General features: G+C 73.4%; 10 protein-coding genes. 6 read left to right on the forward strand and 4 right to left on the reverse strand.

Features of this window, described 5'->3' with window-relative positions; all coding sequences use genetic code 11:
* Positions 1 to 9 precede the first annotated feature (9 nt).
* Both AC1DXT_RS14230 and AC1DXT_RS14235 read right to left on the reverse strand, forming a co-directional pair.
* The gene (locus AC1DXT_RS14230) at positions 10 to 2,007 is read right to left on the reverse strand and encodes a DUF349 domain-containing protein (RefSeq protein ID WP_477061961.1); all 1,998 of its coding nucleotides are present in this window, start codon (positions 2,005 to 2,007) and stop codon (positions 10 to 12) included.
* Positions 2,004 to 2,780, reverse strand: a complete 777-nt coding sequence (locus tag AC1DXT_RS14235; protein WP_477061962.1) for a peptidylprolyl isomerase — start codon at positions 2,778 to 2,780, stop codon at positions 2,004 to 2,006. The genes AC1DXT_RS14230 and AC1DXT_RS14235 overlap by 4 nt, the downstream gene beginning before the upstream one ends.
* A gap of 159 nt (positions 2,781 to 2,939) precedes the next feature.
* On the opposite strand from AC1DXT_RS14235, the gene AC1DXT_RS14240 reads away from it, so the two are divergent.
* Genes AC1DXT_RS14240 through AC1DXT_RS14265 form a run of 6 tightly spaced genes read left to right on the forward strand, consistent with a single transcriptional unit; the run spans position 2,940 to position 9,457 of the window.
* On the forward strand, positions 2,940 to 3,656 hold the full coding sequence (locus AC1DXT_RS14240) for an MBL fold metallo-hydrolase (protein WP_477061963.1): 717 nt from the start codon (positions 2,940 to 2,942) through the stop codon (positions 3,654 to 3,656).
* Between the two features lie 31 nt (positions 3,657 to 3,687).
* Positions 3,688 to 5,040, forward strand: a complete 1,353-nt coding sequence (gene hisS, locus AC1DXT_RS14245; RefSeq protein WP_477061964.1) for a histidine--tRNA ligase — start codon at positions 3,688 to 3,690, stop codon at positions 5,038 to 5,040.
* Positions 5,041 to 5,071: 31 nt separating this feature from the next.
* On the forward strand, positions 5,072 to 6,145 hold the full coding sequence (locus tag AC1DXT_RS14250; RefSeq protein ID WP_477061965.1) for an Rv2578c family radical SAM protein: 1,074 nt from the start codon (positions 5,072 to 5,074) through the stop codon (positions 6,143 to 6,145).
* A 54-nt stretch (positions 6,146 to 6,199) separates the two neighbouring features.
* Positions 6,200 to 6,874, forward strand: coding sequence for a hypothetical protein (locus tag AC1DXT_RS14255; RefSeq protein WP_477061966.1), 675 nt, complete (start codon positions 6,200 to 6,202; stop codon positions 6,872 to 6,874).
* 55 nt (positions 6,875 to 6,929) lie between these two features.
* Complete coding sequence (aspS, locus tag AC1DXT_RS14260) at positions 6,930 to 8,699, forward strand: aspartate--tRNA ligase (protein ID WP_477061967.1); 1,770 nt, start codon at positions 6,930 to 6,932, stop codon at positions 8,697 to 8,699.
* Positions 8,699 to 9,457: a GNAT family N-acetyltransferase gene (locus AC1DXT_RS14265; RefSeq protein ID WP_477061968.1), complete on the forward strand. Its 759-nt coding sequence runs from the start codon at positions 8,699 to 8,701 to the stop codon at positions 9,455 to 9,457. The genes aspS and AC1DXT_RS14265 overlap by 1 nt, the downstream gene beginning before the upstream one ends.
* Before the next feature lie 13 nt (positions 9,458 to 9,470).
* Here AC1DXT_RS14265 and AC1DXT_RS14270 read toward each other — a convergent pair whose 3' ends face one another.
* Positions 9,471 to 9,830: a hypothetical protein gene (locus tag AC1DXT_RS14270; protein ID WP_477061969.1), complete on the reverse strand. Its 360-nt coding sequence runs from the start codon at positions 9,828 to 9,830 to the stop codon at positions 9,471 to 9,473.
* Positions 9,831 to 9,838: 8 nt separating this feature from the next.
* A complete protein-coding gene (locus tag AC1DXT_RS14275; protein ID WP_477061970.1) occupies positions 9,839 to 12,082 on the reverse strand; it encodes an MMPL family transporter in 2,244 nt (747 codons plus the stop codon).
* Between the last annotated feature and the right edge of the window lie 35 nt (positions 12,083 to 12,117).

Below are 12,117 nucleotides of genomic sequence, written 5' to 3' on the forward strand. Positions count from 1 at the left end.
GCTGCGGGGTCAGCCGCGGGCGTCCTGAGCCGCGCGCTGCACCTGCTCGAGCCAGGAGCGCCGGGCGTCCAGCGCGGCCTGGGCGTCCGCGATCTTCCGCGCGTCGCCGGCCGCCTTGGCGCGGTCCAGATCGGCCTCGAGCCCCGCGATCGCCTGCTCGAGCTGCGCAGCTGCCCCCTCGGCGCGCGCACGCGTCTCCGGGTTGGTGCGGCGCCACTGAGCCTGGTCGGTGTCCCGCACGACCGTCTCCACGGCCCGCAGTCGCGCCTCGATCCGCTGGACGTCGGCGCGCGGCACCTTGCCGGCGGCCTCCCACCGGTCCTGGATCTTGTGCAGCGCCGACTTGGCCGCCGCGAGGTCGGTGACGGGCACGAGGGCCTCTGCCTCGGCCAGCAGGGCTTCCTTGACCTCGAGGTTGGCGCGGAACTCCTCGTCGGTCGCGGCCGACTGGGCGTCCCGTGCGGCGAAGAACGCGTCCTGTGCCGCGCGGAACCGGGCCCACAGGGCGTCGTCGTCGGCACGGCTGGCCCGTCCGGCCGCCTTCCACTGCGCCATCAGGTCACGGAAGACACCCGCCGTCGCGCCCCAGTCGGTGCTCGACTGCAGCCGCTCGGCGTCGGCCACCAGGGCCTCCTTGACCTGCTTGGCGGACGCGTTGCGCGTCTCCAGCTCGGCGAAGAAGTGGCGACGCTCGCGGTCGAACGTGGTGCGGGCGTGGCTGAACCGCTTCCAGAGGGACTCCTCCGTGGGCCGGTCGAGGCGCGGTCCGGTGCGCTGCGCCTCCTTCCACTGGTCCAGGAGCAGACGCAGCTGCTCACCGGCGGGCCGCCACTGGATGCGGGACGGGTCCGTGGACGCGATCTTCTCGGCCTGCTCCACGATCTCGGTGCGGGCCACGACGGCTGCCTCGCGCGCCGCGGCACGCTCCGCCTCCGCGACCGCGCGGCGCTCGGCCGCGGTGGCCCGGAGGGCGTCCAGGCGAGCACGGAGCCCGTCGAGGTCGCCCACCGCCGCGGGCTCGGCCACCTCGTCGGTGAGCCGGGCCAGCGTCTGGTCGATCTCCTTGACGGACAGGTCCGTCGCGGCGAGGCGTGCCTCGAAGAGCGTGACCTTGGCCTGCAGGTCCAGGAACCGGCGGACGTAGAGCGCCAGCGCCTCCTCGGTCGTGGCGCCCGGGTACTGGCCGACGACGCGCTCACCCGCAGCCTCGCGGACGGAGACGTTGCCCTCCTCGTCCACGCTGCCGAACGTGGCGGCGTGGGCTGCCTCTGCGGCGTCCTGCGGGGGCGGCACGGGCGCGGCAGGTGCGGCCGCGGTCGCAGCGGGGGCCGGGTGCGTCGGCGGGTGGGGGACCGGACGCGGTCGCGGGACCGGGCGCACGGCGGACGGGGTCGGCGCGGACGCCGCCGCCGGGGCGGAGGCCGGCTCGTCTGGTGCGGCCTCGGGCGCGGACGCCTCGGTCTCGGCCTCGCTGGCCTCGAGCTGGGCTGGCTCGTCGGTGGCCGCGGGAGCGTCGGCGACCTCGTCGGTGGCAGCGAGGGTGTCGGCGGTCTCGTCGGTGGCCGCGGGTGCGTCGGCGAGCTCGTCGCTGGCCGCGGGGGCGTCGGCGACCTCGGGCGTGGCCGCGGAGGCGTCGGCGACCTCGGACGTGGCCGCGGGCTCGTCGGTGGCCGCGGGAGCGTCCTCGACGACCGTCTCGTCGGCGGTAGGTGCGTCTGCCACGACGGTCTCGTCAGCAGCTGCCGGTACCTCGGCGACGACGGTCTCGTCGACTGCAGCGGGCGCGTCCGCGGCGACGGTCTCGTCGGGAGCCGCGGACGTCTCGTCGGCCGACGCGTCCTGCGCGGCCGACTCCTCAGGTGCCTCGGCGGCGGGAGCGTCCTCCGTGACCTGGTCGGGAGCCGTGGCGTCGACCTCGTCGGGCACCGCGGGCGCCGCGGGCTGCTCGGCGTCGGGCGCCAGGACGAGGTCGTCGGGGTCGGGTCCGGACGTCGGGGTCTGAGTCACTGGATGTTCACTCCCTCGATGATGACGTCGGACACCGGGACATGGGTCCCTTCGACGGTGCCCGCGTCGGCGATGGCCTGCAGCACGTCCATGCCGGACGTGATGTGGCCGAACACGGTGTAGCCACCCGCACTGTCTGCGGGAATAGGTGAGTCCTCGTAGACCAGGAAGAACTGGCTGCCCATCGAGCTGCCGTCGTTCTGGGTCCGTGCCATGGCGATGGTGCCCGCGGGGTACACGCCGTCGGCGGGTGCGTTCTCGATCGGGCCCCAGGTGTAGCCGGGTCCGCCGGTGCCGCCGGTGGTGGTGTCCGCGACGCCGAGTGCCGTCGGGTCGCCGCACTGCAGCACGAAGAGTCCTTCCTCCGTGAGGCGGTGGCACTTGGTCGCGTCGAAGAAGCCCTCCTGCGCGAGCGTGACGAAGTTGGCGACCGCCTGCGGAGCGGCCGCGCCGTCGAGCTCGATGCCCAGGTCGCCCTGGGTGAGCGCGATGTCACCGGTCCAGGTGCGGCCCTCGGCGAGGGCGGGGTCCGGGACGTCGGCCGAGTTGGCGGGCGGGGTCGTCGCGGTGGCCGTCGGGGTGGGCGAGGCTGCCGGGTCGTCGTTGTTCGTCAGGGCGATCGCGGCGACGACTCCGGTGGTGAGGACGAGCGCGGCGACGATGCTGCCGGCGATCACGCGCTGGCGGTGGCGGCGCGCCCGGGCCTTGGCCTGGCGCTCCTGCCACTTCTCGTACCGGCGGCGCTCGTACTCACGCTCGCTCTTGCTGGACACGCACACTCCTCGCGACGTCGCGCGGTGCGGCAGGCCGTCCACCTGCCGCACTGCATGAAGGGAACCCGGGACAGTCTAGGCAAGCCAGCGCCACCGGCGACCAGCGACGCCGAGGGGCGACATCACAGTCCGGACACGCCGGGGGATACCGTGCCTCCCATGCAGGTCATCACCGTCGTCTCCGCGGTCTTCGGCGCGCGCTGCAGCGTGCTCGTCCACGACGACGGCTCGTGCGTCGTCATCGACGCCGGGGCAGGGGTCACCGACTCCGTGCTGCAGCTCGTCGCGGACCGCGACCTGCGGCCGGCCGCGGTGCTCGCGACGCACGGGCACGTCGACCACACGTGGGATGCCGGCCCTCTGTCCGACGCCCTCGACGTGCCGGTGGTGCTGCACGCCGCCGACGCCTACCGCCTGGCCGACCCGTTCGGCACGCTCGGGCTCCTGGGCTCGTCGGGGAGCCCGTCGCACGACCCGTCCGGACCTCTCGCCCAGGCGATCGCCGCCACCGGCATCGACCCCGCGAGCTACACGGCCCCGCGGCGGGTCGAGCCGTTCGGTGGCATCGACGACGCCCGCTCCGCCGACACCGTCATGCAGCTCGGCAGCCTCCGCATCGTCGCGCGGCACGCCCCCGGACACACGGAGGGCTCGACGCTCTACCTGGTCGACACCGTGGCCTTCACGGGGGACGTCCTGTTCGCGGGGTCGGTCGGCCGCACGGACCTGCCCGGCGGAGACGACGCGACGATGCAGCTGACCCTGCGCGAGGTCGTCGCGACCCTGCCGCCCGGGACGATCGTCGTCCCCGGTCACGGACCGACGAGCGACATCGCCACCGAGCTGGCGCGCAACCCGTACCTCGCGCGGCTCTGAGGTCCTCCGGGGTCTGGAAGGATCAGGGCCCATGGCACGACCCACCCCCCTGTCCGGATTCCCCGAGTGGTTGCCCGACGGGCGCCTCGTCGAGCAGCACGTCCTCGACGCCCTGCGCCGCACCTTCGAGCTGCACGGTTTCGTCGGCATCGAGACGCGCGCCGTCGAGCCTCTCGACCAGCTGCTGCGCAAGGGCGAGACCTCCAAGGAGGTCTACGTGCTGCGCCGCCTGCAGGAGGAGGCGGGGGCCGAGCCGGACCGTGCCGGGACGCTGGGGCTCCACTTCGACCTGACGGTCCCGTTCGCGCGGTACGTGCTGGAGAACGCCGGTCACCTGGCGTTCCCGTTCCGCCGCTACCAGATCCAGAAGGTGTGGCGGGGTGAGCGGCCCCAGGACGGGCGGTTCCGCGAGTTCGTCCAGGCCGACATCGACGTCGTCGGCGCGGGCGCGCTGCCGTACCACTACGAGGTCGAGGTCCCGCTGGTGATGGCGGAGGCGCTCGGTGCGCTGCAGGAGATCGGCGTGCCGCCGGTCCGGATCCTGGTGAACAACCGCAAGGTCGCCGAGGGCTTCTACCGCGGGCTGGGGCTGACGGACGTCGAGGCCGTGCTGCGGAGCATCGACAAGCTCGACAAGATCGGCGCCAAAGCCGTCGCGGCACTCCTGGTCGCGGAGGCCGGGGCCGACGACGCGCAGGCGCGCGCGTGCCTGGAGCTCGCGAGCATCAGCGGCTCCGACGAGACGGTGATCGACCGCGTGCGGGCCCTGGCGGGGGAGTCGAACGACCTCCTCGACGAGGGTCTCGCGGAGCTCGGTGCGCTCATCCGCGCGGCCGCCGTCCGGGCTCCCGGCGTGGTCGTCGCCGACCTGAAGATCGCCCGGGGGCTCGACTACTACACGGGGACCGTCTACGAGACCGTCCTGGTCGGGCACGAGCAGCTCGGCTCGATCTGCTCGGGCGGGCGGTACGACACGCTCGCGTCGGACGGTGCGAACACCTACCCGGGCGTCGGGTTGTCGATCGGCGTGTCCCGGCTCGTGTCGCGACTGCTGGGCGCCGGCCTGGTGACGGTCACGCGCTCCGTCCCCAGCGCGGTGCTGGTCGCGGTGTCGACCGAGGACGCGCGCGACAGGTCCGATGCCGTCGCCACCGCGCTGCGCGCCCGGGGCATCCCGGTCGAGGTGGCGCCGTCCGCGGCGAAGTTCGGCAAGCAGATCCGGCACGCCGACCGCCGGGGGATCCCGTTCGTGTGGTTCGTCGGCGACGGTGACGCGGCGGCGGACCAGGTCAAGGACATCCGCTCCGGCGACCAGGTGGACGCCGACGCGGCGACGTGGATGCCCGACGACGCCGACCTGTGGCCGCGCGTCGTGCCTGCTTGACACCAGTTCGAACAGGTGTTCGCATGGACGCATGCGATGGGACGGTCAGAAGCTGGGGAGCGACGAGACGTCGGCGCTGCCCGGGCTGGCGCTCGCCGGACTGCAGCGCAGCGTGCGCACACCGGACTTCGCCGGGGTCACGTTCCATGAGGTGACGTGCAAGAGCGCGCTCAACAAGGTCCCGGCGGCGTCCTCGATGCCGTTCCGGTGGACGGTGAACCCGACGCGGGGCTGCCTCCATGCGTGCCGCTACTGCTTCGCCCGGCCGACCCACGAGTACCTGGACCTGGACGCCGACCGGGACTTCGAGACCCAGATCGTCGTGAAGACCAACGTCGTCGACGTGCTGCGGGCCGAGCTCGCGCGGCCGTCGTGGGCACGCGAGCACGTGGCGCTGGGGACCAACACCGACCCGTACCAACGCGTCGAGGGCCGGTACAGGTTCATGCCGGGGATCATCGAGGCACTGGCATCGAGCGGCACACCGCTGTCCATCCTCACCAAGGGCACCCTGCTGCGACGCGACCTGAGTCTGCTGGCGGAGGCGTCCCAGACGGTACCGATCGGTATCGGCGTCTCCCTGGCGATCGGCGACGAGACCCTTCAGCAGGCCCTGGAGCCCGGCACGCCGACGCCTCGGGCGCGCCTCGATCTCATCCGGGCGGTCCGCGACGCGGGGCTGCCGTGCGGCGTCATGGTCGCGCCCGTGCTGCCGTGGCTCACGGACGACCGGGGACGCCTCGACGCTCTGCTGCGGGAGCTCGCCGACGCGGGCGCCACCGGGGTGACGGTCCTGCCACTGCACCTGCGGGGGCCGGTCAAGCCGCTCTTCCTCGCCTGGCTGCGCGAGCACGCGCCCGCCCTGGTGCACCGCTACGAGGAGCTCTACGGGCGCGGGGCGTACGTACCGCGGGAGTACGCGCGGTGGCTCGACGAGCGTGTGCGCCCCCTGCTGGTGCGGCACGGCTTCGCCGACGGGGCGGGACACCGGTCGGGTCGCCGCGAGACGCCGGGCGAGGGCTCGTACCCGACGGGCAGCCTGGCTGCGGCGGACCTTCCCGCGCTCGAGCCGAGCGTGGCGGCGGCGCAGCCCGTGCTGTTCTGACGGGTCGCTCGTCCGGCAGGCGGCCAGGACCGGCCGGAGCTACGGTGCCCGGATGTGCGCACCAGCAGCTCAGGCCCCCGCACGGTGGTCGCTCCGATGACCCGGTGGGTGTTCGACGGGCACATCGCGGGCGTGGGGACGCAGGAGGGCACGCGGATCGTCGTCGGCCGCTGGCTCGGCTCGCCCGTCGGCCCGTTCGCCGACGTCATGGTCGAGCGCGCGGACGGCACCCGGCTCCTGCTCGCGCCGCGTGACGACGTGGCCGAGCTGGTGGCGTCGACCTACGACTTCGACGCCGTGCACGTGGTCCCGGTGACGCTCGCGGCGGACGAGCGTCGACGTCGCTGGCGCCTCCGTGCGGGGCCGCTGACGGCGGACCTGACGATCGGTGCCCGGACCGCCGTCGGGCACGCGCTCGCCCTGGTGCCGCGTGCTCCCGCCGCCGCCGTGCTCGTCGCCACCGCGATCGACCCCGTCTCCCGCGTTCTCCTCGACGGCGTGCGCACCCGCGGCACCGCAGGCCAGGGCCGACGCGAGTGGTACACCGCGACCGACCAGCACGCCGTCACCGCGATACGTGCGCTGTGGGGGTCCGAGGACCTGGGCGCGCTGGCACCTGTCGTGCCACCGGTGAGGTTCGGGTTCTCGTCGGTGCCGACCGCGCCCACCGTCACCCGCGTGCTGACCACCGTGGAAATCGCGGCGAGCCCCTCCCTGCCCGGGCACTAAGATCGTGCGGGCGTCCGACGGGCGCACCCACCACCCCGACCCCGAAGGACCTTCCGTGCTCCGCACCCACACGGCCGGCTCGCTGCGAGCCGAGCACATCGGTACCACCGTCACCCTCACGGGCTGGGTGGACCGGCGGCGGGATCACGGAGGGGTGGCGTTCGTCGACCTGCGGGACGCGTCGGGCATCGCCCAGGTCGTCATCCGCGACGAGGCCGTCGCGCACGGCCTGCGCGCGGAGTACGTGCTGCAGGTGACGGGCGAGGTCGGGCGTCGGCCCGCCGGGAACGAGAACCCCAACCTGGCCACGGGCGAGGTCGAGCTGGTCGCCGCGCAGGTGGTCGTGCTCAACGAGGCCGAGCCGCTGCCGTTCCAGGTGTCGTCCTCGCTCGACGAGCCGATCGGCGAGGAGGCTCGCCTCAAGTACCGGTACCTCGACCTGCGCCGGCCGGCCCCGGCCCGCGCGATGAAGCTGCGCGCGAAGGCGAACCAGGCCGCGCGTCGCGTGCTCGACGCGCAGGACTTCGTCGAGGTCGAGACGCCGACCCTGACCCGCTCCACCCCGGAGGGCGCTCGCGACTTCCTGGTGCCCGCGCGCCTGGCGCCGGGCTCCTGGTACGCGCTGCCGCAGTCGCCGCAGCTGTTCAAGCAGCTGCTCATGGTCGGCGGGCTCGAGCGGTACTACCAGATAGCCCGCTGCTACCGGGACGAGGACTTCCGCGCCGACCGTCAGCCGGAGTTCACGCAGCTGGACGTCGAGATGAGCTTCGTCGAGCAGGACGACGTCATCGCCCTCGGCGAGCAGATCCTGGTCGCGCTCTGGGACCTCATCGGGGTCACCATCCCGACGCCGATCCCGCGGATCACGTTCGCGGAGTCCATGGCGCGCTACGGCAACGACAAGCCGGACCTGCGCTTCGGGCTCGAGCTGGTCGAGCTCACCGAGTACTTCGCGGAGACCCCGTTCCGGGTGTTCCAGGCCCCGTACGTCGGCGCGGTCGTGCAGCCCGGTGGCGGGTCGACGCCGCGGCGCGGGTTCGACGCGTGGCAGGAGTGGGCCAAGCAGCGCGGAGCCAAGGGCCTGGCGTACGTCACGGTCGGTGAGGACGGCGAGCTCGGCGGTCCGGTGGCCAAGAACCTCTCCGAGTCGGAGCGCGCCGGGCTCGTGGCGGCCGTCGGCGCGAACCCCGGCGACGCGGTGTTCTTCGCGGCCGGGCCGGTGAACGACGCCCGGGCGCTCCTCGGTGCCGCGCGTCTGGAGATCGGTCGCCGCGGTGGCCTGATCGACGAGAACGAGTGGAAGTTCGTCTGGGTGGTCGACGCGCCCCTGTTCAAGCCCACGGGCGAGGACGACGACGTGGCGGTCGGCGGGGGCGCCTGGACCGCGGTGCACCACGCGTTCACCTCACCGACGCCGGAGTGGCTCGACACGTTCGAGCAGGACCCCGGTGCCGCGCTGGCCTACGCGTACGACATCGTCTGCAACGGCAACGAGATCGGCGGCGGGTCCATCCGTATCCACCGCCGGGACGTGCAGGAGCGCGTGTTCGAGGTCATGGGCATCGGGCCGGAGGAGGCGCAGGAGAAGTTCGGCTTCCTGCTCAAGGCGTTCCAGTTCGGCGCGCCGCCGCACGGCGGGATCGCGTTCGGCTGGGACCGCATCCTGGCGCTCCTGACCGGCTCGGAGTCGATCCGCGACGTCATCGCGTTCCCGAAGTCGGGCGGCGGGTTCGACCCGCTGACGGCTGCGCCGGCACCGATCACGCCGGAGCAGCGCCGCGAGGCCGGCGTCGACGCCAAGCCGAAGGTCGCCACCGAGGCCTGATGGTCGACGTGCTCGAGGTCCTCCCGCCGCGCTGGCGGGAGGACCGGATGCTGCTCGGTGACCGCAGCCGCTGGAGCGCGGTCGAGGTCCTCGGGGACGACGACGCGGTCGTGCTGGTGATCGGCGGACCGGATCGTCCCAGCCTGCTCGGGCGTGGCGACCCTGCCTCCGTCGACCGCCTCGTCGCCGCCCAGGACGTCGGTCACGCCCGGTGGATGAGCGTGCCCCGCGGGTCTCGTCCGCGGGCAGACGTGCTCGCCCGGCTCGATCTGGTCCCGTTCTCCACCTGGGACTGGCTCTCGACGGACGCCGCCCCTCCGGGGGTCGCGGGGGAGAGCTCCGTCGTCCGGCTCGATCCGCAGGCCGACGCAGACAGGATCCGCACCTGCCTCCACTCGGCCAACCCCGAGACATCAGCGGACCCCACCGCGCCCGACGAGCTCGGGTGGTGGGGGGTCGAGGTCGACCGCGCGCTGGGCGGCGTCGTCGGTGTCTCGGCTCGACGTGGCGTGCGCGACGACGCGTCCTGGCACGTGCACGGCCTCGGCGTCCTGCCGACCCTGCGCGGGAGCGGCATGGGGACCGCCCTCACCGCGGCCGCGACGCGCGCGGGCGTGCTGGCCGGGGCGTCGTGGGTGTCGCTCGGCATGTACGCACAGAACGACACGGCACGCCGGATCTACCGTCGGCTCGGCTTCCGCACCGACGCCGAGCTCACGTCCTTCGGCCCGGCGGGCTCGGAGCGTCCTCCCGGCTGACGTGCGGTCCGGGTCACCACCGTGTGGGCGGCTCGACCTCGCCCCGCAGGGACAGGTGGCCGCCCTCGGGGCCGTCGCGCTCCGGAGCGCCCTGCAGCGCGCCGTCGCCCGCGTCGACGGAGAGGGTGACGGGCCGCAGAGCCGCGGACCGACGCCACAGACGGCCGAGGACGATCCACGCCACGATGCACACGACGCACAGGGTGAGGAACGGCAGGATCGCCACCGGCGAGATGCCCTCGAGACCCGCCAGGACGGCGATCGTCCGCGCCAGGAACCCGACGAGCAGCAGGACCAGGAGCGTGGCCGCACGTGCGTGCCGGCGCGCACGAAGGTACGGGACGCGGTCCACGGCTGTGCGGTGGCTGGGCACGGTGCTCGTCAGTGGGTGATCGAGATGCGGTCGTAGGCGCGCCGCAGGAACGGCGGGGCCCACCAGTTCGCACGGCCGAGGAGCGTCATCGTCGCCGGGACGAGCAGCATCCGCACCAGGGTCGCGTCGATGAGCACCGCGACCGCCAACGAGAAGCCGACCTCCTTGATCACCAGCAGCTCACCCGCGACGAAGCCGGCGAACACGACGATGACGATCAGCGCGGCCGAGGTGATGATGCGGCCGGACCGCTGCAGGCCGAAGCGCACGGCGTCGTTGTTGGACACGCCCTGGTCGACGAACTCCTTGATCCGGGACAGCAGGAAGACCTCGTAGTCCATGGCCAGCCCGAACGCGAACGCGACGACGAGCGCGACGACGTAGGTCTCGATGCCACCGGTCGGCGTGAAGTCGAGCAGGCGGGACAGGTGGCCGTCCTGGAACACCCACACGAGCACCCCCAGCGACGCCGCCAGGGACAGCGCGTTGGTGAGGAGCGCTTTGACGGGCACGACGACCGAGCCGGTCATCAGGAAGAGCAGGACGAGCGTCGTGATCGCCACGATCCCGATCGCGATCGGTGCCCGGTCGACGACGGCGGCGGTGAAGTCGATCTGCGAGGCGGCCTGACCCGTGACCCAGGTGGGGAACGGTGCGTCGAGGTCGCGGACCTGGTGCACGACACCGCGGGCGACGGCGTCGCCGGGGTCGTCGGTGTCGGGCCGGACCCCGATCACCACGTAGGAGTCCACCGGGGACGGCGGGTCGACGGACGCGACACCGTCGAGGTCCTCGAGGGTCGCGGCCCACGCGGTGGCCTCGTCGAGGGAGGTCTGCGCGACGACGGTGATCGCCGGGGTGGAGGCCGCGGGGTAGTCGCTGGCGAGGACGTCGACGAACTCGCGCTGGGTGCTGCCGGCGGGGAGCAGCTCGGTGGTCGAGTTGCGCAGCTCGATGTGGGCGAGCGGGAGGGCGAGGATCCCCAGCACCGCGAGCGACCCGAGGAGCACGAACCAGGGGTGCCGCTGCACGCGTGCGGCGAGCCGCGAGAAGAGCCCATCCTCGGTCTGCACGTCGGCGGTGCGCGCCAGGATGCCGCGCAGCCCGGGGATCCGCGCCAGGATGCTCGGCCGGATGAGTCGGCGGCCCGCGAGCACGAGCAGCGCGGGCACGAGGGTCAGGGCGGTCGCGACGGCCACCACGATCACGGCGACGCCCGCCGCACCGAACGCACGCAGGATCGGCGGCCGGAAGACGAGCAGGCCCGCGATCGAGATGGCCACGATGAGCGCGGAGAAGGTCACCGTCCGGCCGGCGGTGGCCATGGTGCGCTCGATCGCGGTGAGCACGGCGCCGTCGCCGCGCCGTCGTCGGCTCCCGCGGCCGCCGTCGCCGTCGACGACGCGGTGCAGCTCCTCCCGGAACCGGGACACCATCAGCAGCCCCCAGTCGATCGAGAGGCCGAGACCGAGGACCGTCACGATGTTGACGACGGACGAGTCGAGGTCGAGCAGGTAGGAGAAGCCGAGCAGCGCCGCGAGGCCGCCGGCGATCGAGGCGATCGCGCCCATCATCGGCATCGAGGCAGCGAGGAAGCCGCCGAAGACGAGCACCATGATCAGGAGCGCGATCGGCAGGGCGATGGTCTCGCCGGTGCGCAGGTCGGTCTCCACCTGGTCCGTGATGGCCTCGACGATCAGGCTCGTGCCGCCGACTATCCCGGTCACGCCGGGCGCGGCCACCTCGAGGTCCGCGGGGACGTCCCGGAGGCGCTCCGCGACCTCGTCCAGGGCAGCCTGCTCCTCGTCCGGCGACAGGTCCGGTGCGAGCTCGACGACGACCAGGAACCCGTCGCCGTCCGCGGCGAGCAGGGGGGCCGCGGCAGGGTTGGCCGCGCCGTCCGGCAGGCCCAGGGCGTCGATGACGGACACGACGCCCTCGATCTCCGCGAGCTCGGCGCGCGCCGGGGCCAGAGAGGTGGCCACCTCCGGGTCCGTCGGGTCGACACCCTGGAGCACCAGCGTGAGCGAGGGGCCGCTCTCGTCGGAGTCCTCGAGGATCTGGCGCCCCTCGGCGCTCTCGGACCCGGGGACCGAGGGAGCGCCCGTGCTCAGGCGGTCGAACAGGTTCTCCCCGTGCACCCCGAGGACGGCCAGACCGTAGCCGAGCACGGCGAGGACCAGCCACGCGACGACGGTGAGGCGTGGATGGTGGGCGACAGCGCGACCGACTCGGGCGAACACGCCGGTCATCGTCGCAGGTGGAACAGCCGTCGCGCACACGGAGT

It is taken from the genome of Cellulomonas sp. P1_G12_2, from assembly GCF_056405535.1.

Excerpts from the sequence above, each read along its gene's own strand:
- AC1DXT_RS14275 (WP_477061970.1), bottom strand. The coding sequence starts at position 12,082 with ATGACCGGCGTGTTCGCCCGAGTCGGTCGCGCTGTCGCCCACCATCCA.
- hisS (WP_477061964.1), top strand. The coding sequence starts at position 3,688 with ATGGCACGACCCACCCCCCTGTCCGGATTCCCCGAGTGGTTGCCCGAC.
- AC1DXT_RS14250 (WP_477061965.1), top strand. The coding sequence starts at position 5,072 with ATGCGATGGGACGGTCAGAAGCTGGGGAGCGACGAGACGTCGGCGCTG.
- AC1DXT_RS14240 (WP_477061963.1), top strand. The coding sequence starts at position 2,940 with ATGCAGGTCATCACCGTCGTCTCCGCGGTCTTCGGCGCGCGCTGCAGC.
- AC1DXT_RS14265 (WP_477061968.1), top strand. The coding sequence starts at position 8,699 with ATGGTCGACGTGCTCGAGGTCCTCCCGCCGCGCTGGCGGGAGGACCGG.